Origin of the sequence: Caballeronia sp. SBC1, assembly GCF_011493005.1 — a bacterium.
Taxonomy (GTDB): Bacteria; Pseudomonadota; Gammaproteobacteria; order Burkholderiales; family Burkholderiaceae; genus Caballeronia.
On record NZ_CP049156.1, the window covers coordinates 2,328,025 to 2,348,554 of the forward strand.

Here is a 20,530-nt window from a genome sequence, read left to right on the forward strand (position 1 = left end):
TCCGATACTCATTCATAGTTCGTCTCTTCACCGTGCAACCAGTTGCGATTGATTGGCCGACATCGCGGCGGGTTGATCGTATGTCTGCGTCAGCGGCAATTGTGCGTTGAGTAGCGATTCGACCGTCTGCGGCGCGCGGGCCATAGGAACGCGTGCTTGTTCGGTTGTCACCGCCGCAACCTCGGCCGCTCGCGCGCGCATGGCTTGTGTCGAGGCCGCCGCGATGCGCTGCGCATCCGCGTGAATCGCCCGCTGCACTTCCGGCGAAAATTTCTGCTGCGCGACCAGCCCTTGCGCCGCGGCAGACTGCCCTTCGGCTAGCAGGAATAACGCGACATTGCTCAGGATCTTCGGATTGTCCTGCGCCAACTCCGCCGCTTTCATCAGCGGTACGCGAGCGCCCGCCACATCGCCGAGACGCAAGCGCGCGTAACCCAGATCAGATAGCGTGAGAGCGTCGGTTGGCTGCAAGTGCGTGGCAGCATCAAATTCTTCGGATGCCTTATCAAATTTTCCTGCTGCGCCGGCCAGCAAACCGAGACCGCGATGTCCGCGCGCTGCCAGTGGCGTGTTCAGCAATTTTGTATATGCATCGGCGCTGCCCTGGGCCTGGCCGGTCTGGCGCAAGGCGTCGGCGCGCAGCAGAATTGTGTCGGGCGTCGAGCCATACTGCTTCTCGTACGCGTCAATGTGCGCAAGCGACGCATAGAACAAACCCTGCGACTGCATCCGGTCGATCAGCGCGAGATACATGCCGGGTGTGTCGGGTGCGTCCTGTTTCTGCTGCGACGGCTGAAGCGCGGCCTCGCGCTCCGCCTGTATGCCGACCCCATAACCGCTTTCCATCTTCGACGCGCAGCCACCCAGGCCCGCGAAAACGGTATAGGCAAGCATCAGGACAACAGCGGGCAGGCGGTTCTCCATTCCGATCGTTTTCATGGCTTATCTCTTGAAAGTCTATCTATGCATCGTGGACAGCGAATGGGCCACGGCGATAAACCCTGGTCCGGCTGTCATGATCAACAGCGCGGGCAGCAAGGTCACCACCATCACGCCGGTCATCTTTACGGTCAATGCGCCGATCCGTTCACGCAACGTCGCGCGACGCGACTCGCGCAACCGGTCGCCGAACTGGCGCAACGGTTCCTGTACCGCGCCACCGTGCTTGTCTACTTGCACGACGAGTCGAATAACCGCATTCAGGTCGTCGCTTTCGTAGCTCGTCGCGAGCCGGCTCAGCGACTGCTCACGTGTACGTCCGGTGGTGAACTGACGGTGGGCCAGCGCGAGTTCCTGCGAGAGCACCGGCAGCACGGTCGCGAAGTCGTTGATCATCACTTGCAGGCTCTGATCGAGCGACAGCCCGACGCCCTGCAGCAAACGCAGCAAGTCGACGAACATCGGCAACTCGTTGGCTACCGAGCGTTGACGCGCTTTGGCGCGGCGTCGCACGAACCACTTCGGCAACATGAACCCGAGACCGAACGCGCCGATCAGCCACATGGCGAGTCGCGGCTCTCCATTGAACCGGACAAGCGCAAGCAGCGGCAGCAGCGCGGCACAACCAAGCCGCGCCGCGAAGAGACGCGCGCGCGCGTTGGCATTGAGGAAACCGCATCGATCCAGCAACCGCCGGTCTTCAGGCGCGACCACAATTGCACCGAACGGCGTATCCAGCCAACTCACTGCCACACGGACGAGCGCATCGGCGAGGCGCGACAGGCTGCCACCTTTGGCCCTTCCTGGCCGCGCCTCGCCAGCGTCCATCGTCTGCCGCGTCTCCTTACCCGCTGCAATCGCGCGCGCAGCCGAACTGGCCGCACGTTGATCGAGCGCGTGGTCGAGCGTGCGCGCGCCGCGCTGCATGCGCGCGAGGCCCGTGAACGCGAGCACGCCAAGCAAAGCACAGCCCAGCGCGGCAGCGAACAAGGCGAGAGCGAACACGGTGTGAGCGGTCATGACCAATCCTTCAGGCGCGCCATCCGGTACAGCAGGAAAGCGCCGAACGCTTGCAGCCCCAACGCCATGTACACGAGCCGCCGGCCAAAGGGATCGGACCACATCGACTGGAAGTACGACGGGTTGGAGATCAGCACGAAGCCACCCACCAGCGCCGGCAATAGCCCGAGCACCCAGGCGGACAAACGCGTCTCGGTAGACAGCGCGATCAGTTCGCGCTCGGCCTGTTCGAGATCGCGCATCAGCGCCGCCATGCGGTCGAGCATTACGTCGGAGCGCCCGCCGTATTTCACCGAGATGCGCAGCACCGAACCAACCAATTCCAGCTCGCGCACGCGATACACCGAGGCCACGTGCTTCAGCGCCACCTCTATGTCGACGCCCGAGCGCAACATCCGCGAGACTCGGTCGAGGCAGTCGCGCAAGGGCGCGTCGGCGGTTGTCAGTGCGGACTGGAACGCGGCCGGCACGCTGTTGCCAATAGTGATCAGCCGCACGATGCCATCGAGGAATACGGGCAACTGGCGCGAGATCCGCTGATAGCGTTTTTGTGCACGCCATGAGAGAAAAGCAAACGCGCAGAGCATCCCGAAGACGATGCAACCCAGCGCAACCATCCAATGCGTACGCATACCGACCCAGCACGCTCCCGGCAAAATCATCGCACCCGTGCTCAACAGAAAGGTGCGCCCACTGGCAATGCCCGCGCGACTCATCAGATTGCCAAAGCCATAAGCCGTGCGTGCCAGCAGATGGCGCACATTCTCGCGAACGCCGTGCCGCGCGGCACTCGGTGACAGTGTGGCGAGAGTCGCAGAGCGAGTGCGCTGGCTGTTCTGAGAGGGCGACGTGCCCGGCATTTCAACCGGTGTTGCACCCTGTACTGACGCCACGCGCCGGTCAACAAAACGATCTGTCAGCGCGCGTTCCCGGTTGTCCTGGGCGCTCTTCCACAGCAACAGCCCGCCGGCCGCGCATAGCAGCGCCACGACCAGGACGAGACCGATACCGCTAGACATTGAAGCCTCCTCCAGAGCGGCCGAAACCGCCGCTACCACCGCCTCGTCCGAAGGTGTCGTTGAAGCTGTCCGCGCCTCTGTCGTTGCCGAGGGACTGGCGGTACTTGGCAAGCTTCGGCGAGCTGGGATGAATGCCGAGCGAAACCCAGTTATCCTGCTCCTCGCCGCCTTCCATGATCGGCTCGTACCGGTACAACTCCTGTGTCGCGACAATGTTGTCCGAGAGTCCCGTCACTTCCGTCACCGACAAAATCCGCCGCCGCCCATTGGACAATCGCCCTATCTGCACAATGAAGTCGATGGCGTTCGCAATCTGCCGCCGCAAGCTGGACTCCGTGCCCTGGAAGCCGGCAAACCCTGCCAGCATCTCAAGCCGGTAAAGACACTCTCGTGCCGAGCTCGCGTGGACAGTGCCCATCGAACCGTCGTGGCCGGTGTTCATGGCCTGCAGCATTTCCAGGACTTCACCGCCGCGTACTTCACCCACGATGATCCTGTCAGGACGCATCCGCAGCGTATTGCGCAAGAGGTCACGTATGGACACCACGCCCGCGCCGTCAAACCCGCCCGGACGGCTTTCCAGCCGCACCACGTGCGGATGATTGAGCGAGAGTTCAGCGGTGTCTTCTATCGTCACTACACGCTCTTGCTTCGGAATAAAAAACGCAAGCGCGTTGAGCAGCGACGTCTTGCCCGAACTCGTCCCGCCCGACACCAGCACGTTGCAGCGCGCAGCGACCGCGGCGTCGAGCAACCCGCAGATCTCCTGATCGAAGGTACCGTTCGCGAGCAGGTCGTCGGGCCGCAGCGGGTCACGACGGAACTTTCGTATCGATACCACCGGCCCGTCGAGCGACAGCGGCTCGATCACCACGTTCACCCGGCCGCCATCGGGCAGACGGGCGTCGACCATGGGATTGGATTCGTCCAGCCGCCGCCCGATTGGGGCGAGGATGCGCCGCACGATCCGCAGCAAATGCCCGTTGTCTGCGAAGCGCACCGGGATCTTCAGAAGCATGCCGTGGCGTGAGACGTAGACGTCGTCGAAGCCGTTGATGAGGATGTCCTCCACGGAGGGATCCGCGAGCAGATCCTCGATCGGCCCGAAGCCCGCCAACTCCTTCGTCAGGGCCTGTGCGACCAGCCGCACTTCGCTCTCGTTTAGCGGAATGCGCCGCATCCGGACGAAGCCGTCGATCTCCAGGTCGACGAACTGCTGGATCGCCTGGCGCGACCAGCGTCCAAACTCGGCGCCCAGCTCTTCAATCCGCGTAAGCAAATGCTCGTGCGCCGCGTTCTTGATGTCCTGGAACTCTTGCGTATGCGCGAACGAAGTGGCGTCGTCGGCGAACTCGATGTCTTTTGCCATCGTCTATGACCGCTTGGTGAAAGTGGGAAAGAGCCGCTTGAAGAGTTGTTTTGAGCCGCTCGACACGCCGGCGGAATCCGCCGTCTTCTGCTTTGGTGCATTGGAGTCCATACCGTCTGTCAACGGCCCGGATGTGGACGTGATGCTCTCGGCCGCAGCCAGCTTATGACCGCCGAGCCACGCGACGAGCGGGTCCAACGCGCGGACATAAGCATCGCGTTCAGCGATATCCGCCAGGAGGCGCCCATGGTTCACCGCGCGTCCAAGCGCCTGTGCACGTGCGGGCAGTATCGCGAGCAACGGTAGCCCAAGGCGCTCCGCGATTTGTTCGGCGCCAAATTGCAGCGTCGGGTCGAACTTGTTCACGACCAGATGCAACTTCTGCCGCGCATCGGCAGCCTCGCGGTCGTGGGGCGAGCGTGCATCGACATCGACAACACGCAGACCTTCCAGCAACTCCATGGCGGACACCACTGACGCCACGTTCGGATCGCAGACCAGCCACACGTTGTCGGCCGCGCGTACCATTTGCGCGACGAACTCAAGGTTCGGGAAACCGCCGAGATCAACGATCTGGTGATCGAAGAAAGTCCGCAGACGGTTCACCAGATTCACCGCCGACGCATACGACACCTCGCGCATCGCCGTGAGATCCGGTGGCAACGTGGTCACCGCCAGGCCGCTGGGGTGGCGCCCGAAGGCCGTATGAACAAAGGTCTGATCGAAGCGGCGCAGGTTGCGCACGGCATCGACGAAATTGAATTCGCTTTGTGTGTCGAGCAGCACTGAACTGTCTGCTGCGGGGATACCCAGGTCGAGCAGAGCGGAGGTCTTCAATGCCGCCGAGCCACGTTTCTGTAACCTTACCGCCAGATTCGCAGCCAGCGTGCTCACGCCCATGCCGACGCGCGCACCCAGCAGCACCGTAATGTGCCCGTGGCGGTTGGCGACCTGTTCCGTCTTCGCTGACCGGCCGACGTGCTCGATCAATTGTTTCGTTATCCGAAGTGCTTCGCCGAGCTCACCTTCAACATCGATAAAATCGCGCACGCCGGCGCGCAATGCCGCAATCGCGCTGGCCGACTGCTGCAGGGAACCGAGTGCAACGATCGCCAAGCCGGGAAACGCATCGTGCACCGCGCTCGCCATGGCCGTCGCGCTTGCGATGCTGGCTTCGGGCACTTCAAGCGGCGCACGGGCGAAGTCGATGAACACCATCGTGGCGCCCAGCGTCGATATCTTCGGCATCAGCGCAACAGCGTCGAACGGCACATGCTCAAGCTCGCCCAGTGTGCCCAGCGCGCGAGCGAGCCAGGCCCGGCGTCCCGCATCCGAGCAGACGCACAGGAACCGGACGCCCGGCGCGCGCGCTTCTACGTCAGTCAAAGGTAAAACTCTTGCGTTCATCGCCGCTTTCTCCTGCCGCACCGGCGCGGGAACCGCTGCCAGCACACCTCGCCGCACTCGCCGTTCCATACGGGCTTGCACGCGTCTTCACCACCTGCCTGTCTCCCTCTCTGTCAACATTTACGTCTGTCATTTCGAGAACCCCGGCGCCGCGTCACCCGATGCAACCCCGCCCATGAACGAGCGCCACACAGGGCCGTCGCGCTGCTCGGATTGCTCGCCGGGCGTCGTGGGAAGCACTGCGCCCTTTGCGATCGGCGAGACCAGGTGCGGTGTCACGATGATCACCAGTTCGCGATCGTTCTGCGTGTACTGCAAGGTCTTGAAGAACGAGCCGATGATCGGCAGATCACCGAGCAGCGGTACCTTGTCGACGTTCGACGCCGTCTCGCGGTCGATAAGGCCGCCGATCACGAAGCTCTCGCCGTCACCGAGTTCAACCGTGGTATCCGCGCGCCGCGTGGTGATGGCAGGCACCGAAATGCCGTTGATGGTCAGCGCGTGCGTGAAGTCGAGCTGGCTTGCTTCCGGCGCGACCTTTAGCGCAATCCGTCGCGGCCCCAGCACCGTCGGTGTGACCGTCAAGCCGATGCCGTAAGGCTTGTAGACAATGCTGATCGTTCCGAGCGACTGCGGCACCGGCACCGGGATCTCCCCGCCAGCGAGAAAGCTCGCACTCTGCCCCGATAAAGCGACGAGCGTCGGCTCGGCCAGCACGCGCGCCAGATTGTTCGACTCGAGCAGGCTGAGGTTCGCGAAAATACCGCGAGTGCCGAGGTTCACCATCAGGTTGAACGCGCTGCTGATAGGCGACACGGACGTGACCTGCAAATTGGGAGTCGCGCCGCCCGTGTACGACGTCAGCGACGAAGGCGAGAAGGTGCCGAATGCGAACGCATTGTTCTGCCTGAAGAGATTGAAACCCGCTTCCTTTAGCACGGCCTTGCTGAACTCGACCACCTTCACATCGACCTGCACGACCGGACTTGTTGCTACCGTGGAGGCATCGAGGACGTCACCGTCCTTCGCTCCGCCCCCCCTGCTGCTGCCGGTCGCAGACGAGTCGGGGGCGTTTCCGCTCGGCCCTCCCGAATCCTTGCCGGCCGATGCTGACGACCCATTGGGCGACGCATCGGACGAAACTGCGGTTCGCGCGACCGATTCCCTCGCGACGGCCAATGCGCGCTGATGTGATTCCATGCTCGCGGCAGACCCGGTGACCACCGCTGTCCGGCCAAGCACGCTCACCGCGGGCGTATCGCTGCCGAGCAACTCATGGGCGGCCAGCGTGGTGACGTTGATGGTGTAGGTCTGCGGCGCGCTCTGACGTCGCTCCCAGATCATCATCTCCGTGCGTCCTGCGCTTTTTCCGACCACCAACAAACCCCCGCTCGCGCCGCCGCTGCTCTTGAGCCAGAGCACATCCGCGACCGCGGGGTCTCCCACGGCTACGCGCTGCAACGTGCGTCCCATCGCGATCTGCTTCTGCGCCCCCACGACGATGTCGATGACCCGCGACGCTGCGGAGTCGGTCGCGCCTGCTCCAGGTCTGGCAGCGTTCGCACCGGCGAACGGAGGCGCCGCCCACGTGCATACCAGCGCGGCGAGCAATAACCGACGCGCGCCAGAGACGCTGCGTCCTCGATAGAAACCCTTGGCTTTCGTCATTTTTATATATCGACTGCGTACTGCGTTGTCGCCATACGGCGGCATTGCCCCGAACTTTCTTTTGATGTTGGCTGCTACTCGTCCTTCTCCATTTCTTTACGGCACGGTCATCACTTTCAGTACGCCACTTTTTCCCTACGAGCACCCCGAATCAGCTCAAGATCATTCGACACCGTCTGGACACGCGGTGCACGTGCCGCAGGCGCGGCAGGCAACGGCGGCATGGCGGGCGGGCGCGCCGGGCGCTCGCCATGGACACCCGCCAGCGCCTCCAGCGACAGACCGGCAGCTGCACGCGACGCACCTTCATTCGGTATCCTTATCGACATAAGTAGTGGTGCCATGGCAAGCGGTTCGGCTGTGTCCGTATCGGCGGGATTGCGCAGCGCCAGCACCAGACGGCCCGCGCCTTCGGCGAGCGTGAGTGCGTCGATATCCGCAGTGCGCACGGCGAGCACCGCCGTACGCGCACCCGCACTGCGCGGGGCATTGGCCGCGTTGGCCGCGTTAGCCGCGTTGGCCGCAGCGTCGACTGCGTCCGACGTGCCGGGAAGGGTCGCATCGCCGAAACTGAGCACACGTACCCTTGATAACAACAGGCGCGCTTGCGTCGCGTCCACCTCCGCCTCCGTCCCCGGGCCGGCGGGCATATCGCGCTTGAGCATGAAAAATACATCGACGAAATTGCCGGGCCGCACCCGGTTGCCCACGGCATTGCCCTCGTCCACCCGCACTGCGACAGCTCTTTCGCCAGGCGCGATCGCGTCGGCGAGTCCGGTAGTGAGGTTGGCCGCGGAGAGCGGCGTATTTGCGGCAATCGCAACGAGCGGCACGCGCCCGACAAGCCCGGTGGCATCGGCGAACTCGCCGGCTCCACGCGATGGCACCATCCGCAAGCTCATGGCATCGGCGTCGATCGGTTTGCCGGCAGGTAGGTCGCGTGTAGCGACGACCACCGGAAAACTTGCCTGACCCTGCACGATTTGCGGTACCGGCGCGGGAGGACGACGTGAGATCGACCACGCAAAAATGCCAAGCAGCACGGCAAGTACGATCAAGGAGACAGCAAGGATGCGAGTAATGTTAGCCATGATCGTCTTGGTCGTTTCAGGCGTGAACAACGCTTAAAACAGGTTCTCCGGGTTCAGTTGCACCATCGCACTTGCAGTGAGACTTGCTGGCACCGGCAGCCCGATCAAAGGCAGTGAAGGCACCAGCGGCCGGCTTGCGTAGTTGTAGTTGAGGGCGACGCTCACGCATTGCATCGTGGCGTCAAAGCTGCACGCAGCATACGTCGCAGTGCACGGAGCGCTGCCCGCGAGCCAGTTCACGAGACCTGTCGCCGTGGCGCAAGCCGCGCTCGCGCGCAGCGCGAGCGCGCTGGCTGCGCTGGTCGCGCCTGGCTGGTAACGCAGCGCCGCACGTGCCCCCTCCGATGCAGCCAACGTGAGCGATTGCTGCGCGACGAAGACCATGCTGTAGGTGACGATCGCGTAGAACACGAGGAAGAAAAGCGGAAACACAATGGCGAATTCCACCGCCATGGTGCCGCGCTGCGCCCGGCGTCGAGCGTTGAGCGGCTTGGTATGGGCGAGCAAATGTGCGGCTAAATGTGCGGCTAAATGTGCGTGATCGCGCGGGCAGGCGTCGGGCGAGGCGGGTCGCGCGGAGTCGGGTCGGGTCATCGGGCAGTCTCGAAGACATGCAGCGTCAGGCTTCCTATTGCGGACACGGCGAGCAACGCGGCGTACGGTGTGGCTCGGCGGCCTCCGACAATGAAGGTGTATCCAGGTGGTCGTTCGGCACCGGTTCCGGTGAGCGCGTGAGGAACGTTCACATAACCACCGGTACTTGTTAAGGACTCCAATGGACTTGCGGCAATCTTGCGCTGCCCCCCAATCGCCACCGACGCCAGCAAATACAGCGCGTGAATGCCAGCGGCAATACTGGCCACGATCCATAGCGCAGGTAACGCGTGAAAGCCGCACCATGCGCCGAGCGTGGCGAACACCTTGACGTCGGCGGCGCCCATCAGGCCAATCAGGTAGAACGGCAACAGCGCAAGGAGCCCGGCCAGGAAACCGAGTGCAGCATCACGTAACTCGATGTGAAATGACGAATGACCACTTGCGGCAAGCACGCAAGCCACCGCCAGTCCCGCAATAACGAGCCAATTGGGAATGCGGCGCAGCCGGCAATCGAATAAGACGACCGCAAGTGCCCAGCTAACGAATAGCGCGGCGTTAATCATGATATGAACTCGCTTCAGCCAGGCAAACTGATCCCGCCGACCGCTCGTTAAAGCAATCGGGTAGAAAAGCCCGGCGTCACGACTGCGCGCATCAAACCCACTACGTGTTGCCGCATTAATGCGACAACACGTAGTGATCCAGCTATATCGGCGAATAGGCCGGCTTAGGCGGTTAATTGCTAGCGAGAAGAACGTGACGCCTGATGCCAGGCGGCGCGAAGCCCGTTCCGCTAGAGCGCGGTCACAATATTCGTGAACACGGTCTGAAGCTTCGTGACAACGTCACCTACCGATACCGCGAGCGCAACCGCGATAAGGCCGGCAATAATCGCGTATTCAATGGCTGTGACACCGCGTTCGTCGTGGACGAAGCCCTTGATGAAATTAGACATGATGCTTCCCTCGGATATTTTTTAATGGCTATGTGGCAAACGATCCGGCATTTTTTCTGGGTCGCCGCCCACGGGTTCTCTCTTTCCCGTGGACTTGGCTCCGCATGCCTGGATGCGCGTCGTTGCGCGCGATTTTATTTGCCGCTTCTCTCAGGTTCTAGATGTGTAATCGATGGTGCCTCCATCAGTCAGGATGATAAATGATGCATCCCTGAAACGATTTATAGCTGAACGCTATCTTGAAATCAACGGGTAACGCGCAATAAATTCATTGATTGTTACGCTGGATCGGTAAGGTTTGTGTCACAACATCAGTTTGTACTCAAGTGCTTACCCGCATTTGTCAATTTTTGTCGCACCAATCAATCGATCGGCCGACTAACCATCCAGTTAACGGACGCTCTCTCATTAACCATACGCATCATTCGGCGGACTCAACGACGGCACCCGATTAGAAATCATTCGCACTGCCGCCAAATGAATTCCTGGCAATGCACGTGAGAGACAATCGGCGTGATTGCGCATGACCATTTGCGCATCAGGAGTCGAGTGCGAAGCCGGATGCGTTACGCGTTACGGAGTGAGACGTAACGCCCTTATCCGCACGTTACGTTACGTGATGCCTCAGCGTGGCTTCGCTCCATTTCCACCAGACCTTCATACCTCCGGCAAAGCCATGCCAGGCCTTATTCCGTCTGGTTAGGCCGTTGTGCATGCAAACCGTTCGTGCTCCTCCGTACAAAATGGCACGCGTCCTGCAATAAGACGATGGCAGTTCGAAAAGCAAAAAACTAAATACCATCCGAGGGCGTTATGAAGACCAGTCACATCCAAAGTGGCGCATTGCGCGTCACCTTTCTCGCTGCAGCTATCGCAACCATGCTAACCCTTGGCGCCTGCGGCGGTTCGGGCTCAACCAGCAAACAATTGGGCAGTTCGGGATCCGGAGGGATACCGACCGTCGGCGGTACAGGCGGCGGCACGGGCGGCGCCGGTGACGGCAGCGGCGCCGGCGGGAGCACCACGGCCGGCGGCGGAACGGGCTCGGGGGGAACAGGCTCAAGTGGAACCGGCGACGGAACGGTCGCAGGCGGCGGCACGGGCGGCGGCACAGGCAGTGGCACGTCGGTCACGACTCCGGTTGCAGCTGTAGCGGGCGAAGCGGGCAATGTTGTTTCGGCAGTGGGCAATGCAGTGGCGAGTGTGGGCACGGTCGTCGGCAACGCGAACATTCCCGGCGTGAGCCCCGGCACGACACAGGCGGCTGGCGGTGTCGTCTCGCACCTCGGCGACGCAGTCGATGCCTTAGGTAACGGCGTCTCGCAAGGGCTCGGCCAGATTGGTTCGAGCGCCAACCCCGTGGGCACGACGCTCGCCAGCACCGGCAACGTGGTTCAACAAGCGGGCGCGACCGTCAGCAGTGCTGGCGATCTCGTAAGCAGCGTTGGCAGCGGCGCGCTCTCCCCGCTTGCTCCGGTGACAACGCCGTTGGGCGGCGTGGTAGGCACCCTCGGCAACGCCGTCGCGCAAGTCGGCGGTGCGCTCGGCACGACGCTTTCCACCGGCGCAGTCAGCCAGATCACGCAGCAGGCCAGCACGGCGATCACACCGATCACAGCGTTGGCTGGCTCGCTCACGCAGACCGTCGGTTCCGCAACCGGCCTCGGGGCACCCGCCGACAATCTCCTCGCCATGCTCGGCGGCGTATTGAAGTCGACGGGCAGCACGGTGGCATCAACCGGCAACAATCCGCTCGCAACCGGTCTCGGCGGCGTTGTGTCGGCTACCGGAAGCACGCTCGCGTCAGCCGGCGGTCTTGTGAACGGCACACCGGGCACCAACCCCCTCTCGCCCGTCACAGGAATTCTCTCGGGCCTGACGGGCGGCACGGGTGGGACAGGCGGAGCGAGTGGCCCCCTCGCTCCCGTCACGGGCCTGGTGAGTGGCTTGACGGGTGGTTTGACAGGCATCGGCGGCGCCGGCGACTCAGGTGGTGCACTCGCGCCGGCCAAGGACCTGGTCGGCGGCGTGACGAGCACGGTCGCAAGCCTTGGAGCCGTACCGGGTGCAGCCGGTCCGTTGGCTCCCATAGCAAGCCTGGTCAGCGGCTTGACCGGTGCCGCAGGCGGTGCCGGTTCAACATCGGGTGCAGGCCCCACTGCTCCCATCGCGAGCCTTCTCGGCAATTTGACGAACACGGTTGGCGCGGTCGCCACCGGCGCGACGACACCTGTAGCCAGCATAGTAGGCGCCACCACGGGTGCGCTGACCAACGCGACATCAGGTGGTTCGGCAGGATCGGCGGGCAATCCACTGGCACCGGTGACGAGCCTTGTGGGTGGCTTGACGGGCGCGACGGCAGGCACGGGTACGGGCACAGGTACGGGTGCAGCGAACCCGGTTGGCGGGCTGCTCGCGTCGGTAACCGGAGCAGGCATAGGAGCAAGCGTAGGCGCGGGGACCACGACGACGAAAACGCCGTCGAGCGGTGCGACGACGACCACTACCGGCGTAGGCGTTGGGGTGGGCCTCTCGAGCACCACAGGCAACGGTGCGGGCAGCAGCTCGCCGGGCAACCCGCTGGGCGGCGTGACATCGCTGCTGGGCGGCCTGCTCGGTGCGCATAACAAGTGATATAGACGCTGCCGCAACGCTTGGGCCTCGGGGCTTTCGCCTGGAGCGATTTCCCCGAGGCCACCGGGTCCGTGAACCGGACCGCCCCAGGTCCCGGCTCACGGTTTGAAGCATCCTTTCGTTACGTCCCCGCGACGCGGAGGTAAGGGTCCACTAACCCCTCAATGATCCCTTTCAATGTCTGGTAACACCTCGTCCTCCCCGGCGCCGCCCTCGGCGCCGGTTTCGCATCCGGCCGGATATCGTTTTGATACAAAACCAAGACAAGTGAAAACAGCAAGGACAACATATCAAAATATGAATCAACGCAAGTAGATTGAAACAACAACGAATAAAGCCAAAGGTTATGGCCACGAAGAGCCGTAATACAGAGATATGCAGCAGAAGCAGCACCCAGCATCAAACGATGACGAACGCAGCAGGACCTCGGGTCATGTCGATCTGTCTTCCTCCGCAGTTCGCACGAAAAAAGCTAACGAGGGCCGTACCGTGAAGATCAAAGAATGGCAATGGACGCTGCTGTTTGCGGCGGTGGCGACGCATGCCGCCCAAGCGCAGACGAGCGGACAGGTCGGGCGACCCGTGCTCGCGGGCAACCCGCTGGACGCGTTGCCGCAAGTGAACGCACCGCAAAAACCGCCGGCGGTTACCATCTATGTCCAGCCGCCAACTCCGCACATCCAGGAATTGCTTGCGCGTCATCTGACGCCGCAAAAGATCGAGGTGGAAGGCGTAAAAACCATTCCCTTCGATGAAGTCGCACAACGCTTCACCCCGCTCGTGGGCAAGGACGTCACCGTCGGCGAACTGATGGAAACGGCGAACGGCGTGAGCGCGCTCTACAAGGAACGGGGTTACGCGCTCTCCTTCGCCTTCGTGCCCGCGCAGACCTTCGAAAATGGAGTGGTCCGCATCACGGTGGTCGAAGGTTACGTAGCCAATATCAAGATCAAGGGCGATCCCGGCGCCGCCGAAAAACGCATTCGCGCGATCTCTGAGCGGATTCGCGCCGACCGGCCGCTGCGGCAAGAAACCTTCGAGCGTTACGTCAATGTGCTTGGCCTCACGCCCGGCGTGAAGATCGCGGCGACCGTTGCGCCGCCGCAGACCACCAACGGCGCGACCACGCTCGACCTGAACGTCGAGCGCAAGCCGTTCAATATCGCGACCGGAATCGACATGAATCATCCCGGCGTGCGGGGCATTGTCACCGCGACGGAAAACGGCCTGGTTGGTCAAGGCGAGACGCTGGGAGTCTCCGCACTGCTGCCGAAGGGCCGCGACGATCAAACCTATTTCGACGTCAATGGCTCGTTGCCAATAGGCACCGACGGCTTCATCGCCAAGGTCGATGCATCGCACTACTATGGAAATCCTGCCGATAACCCCGGCCTCCCCTCCTACGTCGAGCGCACCGTCATCAACGACAAAGCCGGCTTGTCCGCGTCGTATCCGTTCGTGTTGAGCAACACACGCAGCCTGATTGGCACAGTGGGCGCATATGCATCTCACGACGAGGACCGCTACAAGAACACCATCACGGGCGCACAACTTGGCCAGCGTTCGCAGGTGCGTGTGACGACGTTGCAACTCGACTACACCGGTGTGGATACGGGAACGGTCCGGCGTGCGAGCCTGAACGTGGCGAAAGCGTTCGATGTGCTTGGGGCGTCGAAGTCGGCTGACACCAACATTCCCGGGGTAGTCACGACCAACCCGGCGTCACTCACGTTCGTGCGCACGGGCGCTACGGTTTCGCAGACCGATGAATGGCCGTTCAAGATTGGCACCTCGATTGCAGCAACCGGTCAGTACAGCGCGGACTCCCTGCCAACATCGGAGAAGATCGCGTTTGGCGGACAGCGCTTTGCGCTCGGTTACGAGCCGGGAGAAGCATCGGGCGATTCGGGCTGGGCCGCGTCGGCGGAAATCAACCGGCCGTTTGCGATAGGACTGGCGTTCATGAAGACCTTCACACCCTACGTTTCCGTCGATAACGCCCACACGTATCTTCACGCCGCCGGTGCGAAACCGAGCCGCCTCGCATCCATCGGTGTGGGCTTTCGGATCTCCGATGCCAAGTACTACAGCCTGGATTTATCGCTGGCGAAACCGGTTGGCGATGCCCCGGTGGAAGGGAACGGCTCGCGGAGCCCGCGCGTCAACGCGACCTTCTCCTACCAATTCAATTGACATGGAACAGACCACAAGCGACCGACTTGCCCAACTAGAGGGTTAGTACAAAACGCTCTCCATGCTTTGTCGTATTCTGTCCGGCACGCGGCGCCCGCGAGGCCGGCAATAATGACAACATGGTCACACTATCAAGAGACGTTTTACCTCAAGGAGGAAGCATGACGGGATTTACCCAACGCGCGCATCGGCATGTCGGACGCATCCTGCTTGCCGGCGCACTACTCGCCTCGGCCGCGACCAGCATGGCGCAGGCGGCATCGCCTACGGGACTGTGGCAAACCATCGACGACAAGACCGGTCAGCCCAAGGCGCTCGTGCAAATTGTCCAGGATGGCGACGGCACGCTCACCGGCAAGATCCTCACCGGACTCGGCAGCAATGACGATCCGAACCGTCGCTGCACGGCCTGCACGGATTCACGCAAGGATCAGTTGATGAAAGGCATGACCATCATCAACGGCATGAAAGCCGATGGCGACACGTGGGACGGCGGCCAGATCCTCGACCCCGAGAACGGCAAGCTATACAAATGCAAGATGCACCTGGACGACGGCGGACAGAAACTCGTGGTACGTGGATATATTGGCTTTTCGCTGCTCGGACGTTCGCAAACCTGGATTCGGCAGCAGTAAGAACGCTGCGTCCAAAAGCCCCGAGTGCGTGACGCAAAAGAAAACCCGGCTGGACACTCAAGGTCTCCAGCCGGGTTTTTGTATTCGAGCGAGCTTTTCCTGATTTTTGCCCGCTCTTCTCCAGATCGTCAAGCCGCGTGACGCACACCGCCGCGCACGTATTCAACCGGGCCAGCCGGCGTAAGCGGAACCTGCGGCAGGAGCACTGGCCGCGCGTCGCCATGCATTTCGATAGCAACCGCATGACCGCCAAGTCCCTCGGGCAACTCTGTTGGCACTCGCATGCGCGAGGTCATCAACGAGTACAAACCTTCACTCGCCCCGCCGAACAATTGCTGCATTACACGCGCGAGCACACCGGAGTCATGCCATGCCTTGAAGCGCCGGTGACATGTCTGATACGACGGGTATTTGCGCGGCAATGTTGACCATGAAGCACCGCTGTACATGACCCACAGCACGCCGTTGAGTACCGCGCGGGTGTTGGCGAGCGGCCGCCCGCGCAACTCGGAACGAGGCCGCAACTCGGGCAGCAAAGGCGCCACCATTTGCCATTCTTCGTCGGACATATCGCGGTAAGGCTTCATGGTTTTCTCCAATCACAAGTAAGTGATTAGAAGATACCGATCGCTCCGACACCCCGGTATCAGACATGTCCGAATCTTGAAATACGGTTGAGAGCCTTACGGCAGTAAGCTCGCAGCGAAATTATGAGTCTCGCATTGTCAACTCGGCCGTTCGGCCAACGCTGCTTCAGGTCAGCGAGGTATCCACCAGCCGGCGCTCCGACTCCAGATATTCCTTTGACTGCATCTCCGTGATCCGCGACACCGTGCGCGCAAACTCGTTGGCCATCGGCCCTTCCACATACAGCTCTTCAGCGGGCACCTCTGCCGACATCAGCAGCTTCACCTTGTGGTCATAGAACACGTCGATCAGCCACGTAAAACGACGCGCCTCCGATGCATTGCGCGGCGACATCTTCGGTACTTCGGAGAGAATCACCGCATGGAATCGGCTCGCCAGTTCCAGGTAATCGTTCTGCGAACGCGGGCCGCCGCAGAGCGTGGCGAAGTCGAACCAGACCACGCCGTCGGCTTTGCGCAGTGCCTTGAGTTCGCGCTTCTCGATCCGCAGAATCGGGCTTTCGTCCGGCACCGCGGCAAGCTTCGCGAAGTCGGCACGCAGCGCTTTGTCGGCGGCGGCGCCTAGCGGCGTGTGATACGCAGTTACCTGCGACAAAGTACGCTTACGATAATCCGTGCCAGCATCGACATTGATCACGTCCAGCTTCGACTTGATCAGCTCAATGGCAGGCAGCAGCCGGTCGCGATGCAAACCATCGGGATACAACAAATCAGGGTCGTAGTTGGACGTCATCACGAACTGCACGCCGGCGCCAAACAACCGGTCGAGCAACCGGTAAAGAATCATGGCGTCAGCAATATCCGAGATATGGAACTCGTCGAAACAGATCAACCGGTAACGCTTCGCCACGCGTCGCGCGAGTTCATCGAGCGGATCGGCCATGCCCTTCAGCTCTTCCAGCTCGCGATGCACCTCGCGCATGAACTCATGGAAATGCAGGCGTGTCTTGCGCTGCACCGGCACGACCGCGAAGAAGCTGTCCATCAGGAAGCTCTTGCCGCGCCCCACCCCACCCCACATATAGACGCCACGCGGTAACTCCGGGTGCACAATCAGCTTCTTGAACGCATTCGAGCGGCGCGCCTTGTAAGCGACCCACTCGTCGTAGCAACGCTGCAAGCGTTCGACCGCCGCCAGCTGCGCTGCGTCCGACTGATAACCCCGCGTCTGCAGTTCGTTTTCGTAGTATTCGTTGACGTTCATGGTGCGAGAGTCTGGGTGCCCTGATAAGCCAGATGAGCTAAAGACGCTAAAGAAGCTAAAGGCCGTCGATAAAACAAAGGCGAGCGGGAAAACTCCCGCCCGCCTTCGTCTTGCTGCTCAAAACAATGCTGCAGTTACATATTGAGCGCGCGCTTGTCGACGGCGAGCGCAGCTTCGCGCATCACTTCGGACAACGACGGGTGCGGATGGCAGATCCGGCCAATATCTTCCGATGCCGCCTTGAACTCCATCGCCACCACGGCTTCGGCAATCAGGTCCGACGCGTTCGCCGCAATGATGTGACAACCGAGCAGTTCGTCGGTCTTCGCGTCCGCGATCATCTTCACGAAACCGTCTGCCTTGCCAATGCCCAGCGCGCGGCCGTTCGCCATCATCGGGAACTGGCCGGTCTTGATCTCGCGGCCTTCAGCCTTCAACTGCTGCTCCGTCTTGCCGACCCACGCAATTTCCGGTTCGGTGTAGATCACCCACGGAATGCAGTTGTAGTCGATATGCGGCTTCTGACCATCGATAATCTCGGCCACCAGCACACCTTCGTCTTCTGCCTTGTGCGCGAGCATCGGGCCACGCACCACGTCGCCGATCGCGTACACGTTCGGCACGCTGGTCGCGCAGTGGTCATTCACAGGAACAAAACCGCGTTCGTCCGTCTTCAGGCCGATGGCTTCCAGACCAAGGTTGTCCGTGTTCGGCACGCGGCCGATCGACACGATCAAGCGGTCCGCGTCCAGCGTCTGCGCGTTGCCGTCCTTGTCCGTGTAGGCCACCGAGACGCTCGAATCCGTCGTCTTCACTTCGCCGATCTTCACGCCGAGGTGAATGTCGAGACCTTGCTTCTTGAATTGCTTCGCGGCTTCTTTCGCCAACGAGTCATCGCACGCGCCGAGGAACGCGGGCAACGCTTCGAGCACCGTCACGTCCGCGCCCAAACGACGCCACACCGAACCCAGTTCCAGCCCGATCACGCCGGCGCCGATCACGGCGAGCTTCTTCGGCACGGCGTCGAACGACAGCGCACCTTCATTGTCCGCCACAATCTTGTTGTCGACCGGAATGCCCGGCAGATGCCGCGCCTTCGATCCCGTCGCGATGATCACGTTCTTCGCCGTCACCGTTTCGGCTTCTGCTTCGCCGCTCACTTCGATCTGCACGCCGGCGTCCGTCTTGCCGGTGAACTTGCCATGACCCTTCAGCCACGTGATCTTGTTCTTGCGGAACAGGAACTCGATCCCCTTCGTCATCTTCTCGACAATGCCTTCCTTGCGGGCAAGCATCTTCGTGAGATCGAGCTTTACATCGCCCACGTTGATACCGTGGTCGCCGAGGTGATGCAAAACGTTTTCAAATTCTTCCGACGAAGCCAGCAGCGCCTTCGACGGAATGCAGCCCACGTTAAGACACGTGCCGCCGAGCTTCAGGTTACCGGCCGGGTTCTTCCAGCTTTCAATACACGCAACCGATTTGCCGAGTTGCGCTGCACGAATTGCCGCGATGTAACCGCCAGGGCCTGCACCAATCACGACGACATCAAATTCTTTGGACATGACTATCCTTCTCTTGTTGGATACATGGCGCGTCCGGGTCTACCAAACGCGCCATGACTTCCAAATAACGTTCTACTGCCAGATTTAAAGGGCCAACGCAGGGCTTACAAGTCCAGCAGCAAGCGAGCCGGATCTTCCAGCGCATCCTTCATCGCGACAAGCGACAACACGGCTTCGCGGCCGTCGATGATCCGGTGGTCGTACGACAGCGCCAGATAGTTCATCGGACGGATCACGATCTGGCCGTTCTCGACCACCGCGCGTTCCTTCGTAGCGTGCACACCAAGAATGGCCGACTGCGGCGGGTTGATAATCGGCGTGGACAACATGGAACCGAACACACCGCCGTTCGAAATCGAGAACGTACCGCCGGTCATTTCTTCGATCGACAGCTTGCCGTCGCGTGCTTTCACGCCGTATTCAGCAATCTTCTTCTCGATGTCGGCCAGGCTCAATTGATCCGCATTGCGAACGATCGGCACCACGAGACCACGCGGCGAACCGACGGCAATACCGATATCGAAGTAACCGTGATAGACAATGTCGTTACCGTCAATCGATGCGTTCACCAGCGGGTACTTCTTCAGTGCATGGACGGCAGCCTTTACGAAGAAAGACATGAAGCCAAGCTTCACGCCATGTTCCTTCTCGAACTTGTCCTTGTACTTGTTGCGCAGGTCCATCACCGGCGCCATGTTCACTTCGTTGAACGTGGTCAGGATGGCGTTGGTTTGCTGCGACTCAAGCAGACGCTCGGCAATACGCGCGCGCAGACGCGACATTGGAACGCGTTGTTCCGGACGATCCTTCAGCCATTGATCAGCACCCGGCGCCTTCACGTCCGGCAGGGACGGACGTGCGGCCTTGGCAGGAGCAGGAGCCTTGGCAGCAGGCGCGGAAACCGAAGCGGACACCGCCGGCGCGCCTTGCGTGGCAGCCAGCGCGTCGCCCTTCGTGACACGGCCATCGCGGCCCGAGCCCGAAATCTGGTCGCTCGAGACATTCTTCTCAGCCAGGATCTTGGCGGCGGAGGGAGATGCAGAGGTGTTCGAAGCGGCAGCCGTTGCGGGTGCGGCTTCCTGTTGCGGTTGCGCAGCAGCCAATGCGGGTTGCACTTCGGCGGCGCCTGCGGCGGCGGCAACCGGTGCTGCACCGGCCTTTGCTTCCGTGTCGATCGTCGCGATCAATTCTTCGGCCGTCACTATATCGCCGTCATGCTTGATCACTTGCGCCAGCACGCCTGCAGCCGGTGCCGGCACTTCCAGCACGACCTTATCCGTTTCGACTTCGACGAGAATTTCGTCGATGGCAATTGCTTCGCCCGGCTTCTTCTTCCACGTCAGCAAAGTGCCTTCGGACACGGACTCAGAGAGCTGGGGAACCTTGACTTCTACGATAGACATTATGTTTTTTCCTGAATGTATCTGGGTACAACGTCAATTCTTAAGAGAGTTCGACGCCGTCAATTCTTGGGTGACCAGAGCGTGTAAATGCAGCGCGCGTCTAACGGGTCTTACCAATCGCGAGCGCTGCTTGTGCATTCCACGTTCAAAATCGAAACTCGAATCACAGGACAGCGCATGAAAA

The 20,530-nt window shown here is 61.5% G+C and carries 17 protein-coding genes; 3 read left to right on the forward strand and 14 right to left on the reverse strand.

What is annotated here, in order from left to right:
* Positions 1-27: 27 nt before the first annotated feature.
* From SBC1_RS10155 to SBC1_RS10200, 10 genes are all read right to left on the reverse strand, one after another.
* On the reverse strand, positions 28-939 hold the full coding sequence (locus SBC1_RS10155) for a pilus assembly protein (protein ID WP_370469556.1): 912 nt from the start codon (positions 937-939) through the stop codon (positions 28-30).
* 18 nt (positions 940-957) lie between these two features.
* Positions 958-1,959, reverse strand: coding sequence for a type II secretion system F family protein (locus SBC1_RS10160; protein ID WP_165091734.1), 1,002 nt, complete (start codon positions 1,957-1,959; stop codon positions 958-960).
* The gene (locus tag SBC1_RS10165) at positions 1,956-2,978 is read right to left on the reverse strand and encodes a type II secretion system F family protein (RefSeq protein ID WP_165091736.1); all 1,023 of its coding nucleotides are present in this window, start codon (positions 2,976-2,978) and stop codon (positions 1,956-1,958) included. The genes SBC1_RS10160 and SBC1_RS10165 overlap by 4 nt, the downstream gene beginning before the upstream one ends.
* Entirely contained in the window at positions 2,971-4,347 is a 1,377-nt protein-coding gene (locus SBC1_RS10170) for a CpaF family protein (RefSeq protein ID WP_165091738.1), read from the reverse strand. The genes SBC1_RS10165 and SBC1_RS10170 overlap by 8 nt, the downstream gene beginning before the upstream one ends.
* A 3-nt stretch (positions 4,348-4,350) precedes the next feature.
* The gene (locus tag SBC1_RS10175; protein WP_165091741.1) at positions 4,351-5,754 is read right to left on the reverse strand and encodes a fimbrial protein; all 1,404 of its coding nucleotides are present in this window, start codon (positions 5,752-5,754) and stop codon (positions 4,351-4,353) included.
* Positions 5,755-5,883: 129 nt separating this feature from the next.
* Complete coding sequence (locus SBC1_RS10180; RefSeq protein WP_165091743.1) at positions 5,884-7,422, reverse strand: type II and III secretion system protein family protein; 1,539 nt, start codon at positions 7,420-7,422, stop codon at positions 5,884-5,886.
* 116 nt (positions 7,423-7,538) lie between these two features.
* Entirely contained in the window at positions 7,539-8,513 is a 975-nt protein-coding gene (gene cpaB / locus SBC1_RS10185; protein ID WP_165091745.1) for a Flp pilus assembly protein CpaB, read from the reverse strand.
* A 33-nt stretch (positions 8,514-8,546) separates the two neighbouring features.
* On the reverse strand, positions 8,547-8,966 hold the full coding sequence (locus tag SBC1_RS10190; RefSeq protein ID WP_241202104.1) for a TadE/TadG family type IV pilus assembly protein: 420 nt from the start codon (positions 8,964-8,966) through the stop codon (positions 8,547-8,549).
* A gap of 137 nt (positions 8,967-9,103) precedes the next feature.
* On the reverse strand, positions 9,104-9,673 hold the full coding sequence (locus tag SBC1_RS10195; RefSeq protein WP_165091750.1) for a prepilin peptidase: 570 nt from the start codon (positions 9,671-9,673) through the stop codon (positions 9,104-9,106).
* A gap of 230 nt (positions 9,674-9,903) precedes the next feature.
* Positions 9,904-10,065: a Flp family type IVb pilin gene (locus SBC1_RS10200; RefSeq protein ID WP_165091753.1), complete on the reverse strand. Its 162-nt coding sequence runs from the start codon at positions 10,063-10,065 to the stop codon at positions 9,904-9,906.
* Positions 10,066-10,878: 813 nt separating this feature from the next.
* On the opposite strand from SBC1_RS10200, the gene SBC1_RS10205 reads away from it, so the two are divergent.
* The 3 genes from SBC1_RS10205 to SBC1_RS10215 all read left to right on the forward strand — a co-directional run bounded on the left by SBC1_RS10205 (position 10,879) and on the right by SBC1_RS10215 (position 15,527).
* Complete coding sequence (locus tag SBC1_RS10205) at positions 10,879-12,699, forward strand: collagen-like triple helix repeat-containing protein (protein ID WP_165091755.1); 1,821 nt, start codon at positions 10,879-10,881, stop codon at positions 12,697-12,699.
* A 489-nt stretch (positions 12,700-13,188) separates the two neighbouring features.
* Positions 13,189-14,892: a ShlB/FhaC/HecB family hemolysin secretion/activation protein gene (locus SBC1_RS10210; protein WP_241201922.1), complete on the forward strand. Its 1,704-nt coding sequence runs from the start codon at positions 13,189-13,191 to the stop codon at positions 14,890-14,892.
* Between the two features lie 161 nt (positions 14,893-15,053).
* The gene (locus SBC1_RS10215; RefSeq protein WP_165091759.1) at positions 15,054-15,527 is read left to right on the forward strand and encodes a DUF2147 domain-containing protein; all 474 of its coding nucleotides are present in this window, start codon (positions 15,054-15,056) and stop codon (positions 15,525-15,527) included.
* Positions 15,528-15,655: 128 nt separating this feature from the next.
* On the opposite strand, the gene SBC1_RS10220 is transcribed toward SBC1_RS10215, so the two are convergent.
* The 4 genes from SBC1_RS10220 to odhB all read right to left on the reverse strand — a co-directional run bounded on the left by SBC1_RS10220 (position 15,656) and on the right by odhB (position 20,346).
* Positions 15,656-16,114, reverse strand: coding sequence for a transposase (locus SBC1_RS10220; RefSeq protein ID WP_165091762.1), 459 nt, complete (start codon positions 16,112-16,114; stop codon positions 15,656-15,658).
* A gap of 166 nt (positions 16,115-16,280) precedes the next feature.
* Positions 16,281-17,378, reverse strand: a complete 1,098-nt coding sequence (gene zapE, locus SBC1_RS10225; RefSeq protein ID WP_165091765.1) for a cell division protein ZapE — start codon at positions 17,376-17,378, stop codon at positions 16,281-16,283.
* A 134-nt stretch (positions 17,379-17,512) separates the two neighbouring features.
* Positions 17,513-18,943 (reverse strand): dihydrolipoyl dehydrogenase, encoded by a 1,431-nt coding sequence (lpdA, locus tag SBC1_RS10230; protein ID WP_165091768.1) that lies wholly within the window; start codon positions 18,941-18,943, stop codon positions 17,513-17,515.
* A 104-nt stretch (positions 18,944-19,047) separates the two neighbouring features.
* The gene (gene odhB, locus SBC1_RS10235) at positions 19,048-20,346 is read right to left on the reverse strand and encodes a 2-oxoglutarate dehydrogenase complex dihydrolipoyllysine-residue succinyltransferase (protein WP_165091777.1); all 1,299 of its coding nucleotides are present in this window, start codon (positions 20,344-20,346) and stop codon (positions 19,048-19,050) included.
* Positions 20,347-20,530 lie beyond the last annotated feature (184 nt).

Excerpts from the sequence above, each read along its gene's own strand:
- SBC1_RS10180 (WP_165091743.1), bottom strand. The coding sequence starts at position 7,422 with ATGACGAAAGCCAAGGGTTTCTATCGAGGACGCAGCGTCTCTGGCGCG.
- odhB (WP_165091777.1), bottom strand. The coding sequence starts at position 20,346 with ATGTCTATCGTAGAAGTCAAGGTTCCCCAGCTCTCTGAGTCCGTGTCC.
- SBC1_RS10205 (WP_165091755.1), top strand. The coding sequence starts at position 10,879 with ATGAAGACCAGTCACATCCAAAGTGGCGCATTGCGCGTCACCTTTCTC.
- SBC1_RS10200 (WP_165091753.1), bottom strand. The coding sequence starts at position 10,065 with ATGTCTAATTTCATCAAGGGCTTCGTCCACGACGAACGCGGTGTCACA.
- SBC1_RS10155 (WP_370469556.1), bottom strand. The coding sequence starts at position 939 with ATGAAAACGATCGGAATGGAGAACCGCCTGCCCGCTGTTGTCCTGATG.
- SBC1_RS10165 (WP_165091736.1), bottom strand. The coding sequence starts at position 2,978 with ATGTCTAGCGGTATCGGTCTCGTCCTGGTCGTGGCGCTGCTATGCGCG.
- SBC1_RS10215 (WP_165091759.1), top strand. The coding sequence starts at position 15,054 with ATGACGGGATTTACCCAACGCGCGCATCGGCATGTCGGACGCATCCTG.
- cpaB (WP_165091745.1), bottom strand. The coding sequence starts at position 8,513 with ATGGCTAACATTACTCGCATCCTTGCTGTCTCCTTGATCGTACTTGCC.
- SBC1_RS10170 (WP_165091738.1), bottom strand. The coding sequence starts at position 4,347 with ATGGCAAAAGACATCGAGTTCGCCGACGACGCCACTTCGTTCGCGCAT.
- lpdA (WP_165091768.1), bottom strand. The coding sequence starts at position 18,943 with ATGTCCAAAGAATTTGATGTCGTCGTGATTGGTGCAGGCCCTGGCGGT.
- SBC1_RS10220 (WP_165091762.1), bottom strand. The coding sequence starts at position 16,114 with ATGAAGCCTTACCGCGATATGTCCGACGAAGAATGGCAAATGGTGGCG.
- SBC1_RS10190 (WP_241202104.1), bottom strand. The coding sequence starts at position 8,966 with ATGGCGGTGGAATTCGCCATTGTGTTTCCGCTTTTCTTCCTCGTGTTC.
- zapE (WP_165091765.1), bottom strand. The coding sequence starts at position 17,378 with ATGAACGTCAACGAATACTACGAAAACGAACTGCAGACGCGGGGTTAT.
- SBC1_RS10160 (WP_165091734.1), bottom strand. The coding sequence starts at position 1,959 with ATGACCGCTCACACCGTGTTCGCTCTCGCCTTGTTCGCTGCCGCGCTG.
- SBC1_RS10175 (WP_165091741.1), bottom strand. The coding sequence starts at position 5,754 with ATGAACGCAAGAGTTTTACCTTTGACTGACGTAGAAGCGCGCGCGCCG.
- SBC1_RS10195 (WP_165091750.1), bottom strand. The coding sequence starts at position 9,673 with ATGATTAACGCCGCGCTATTCGTTAGCTGGGCACTTGCGGTCGTCTTA.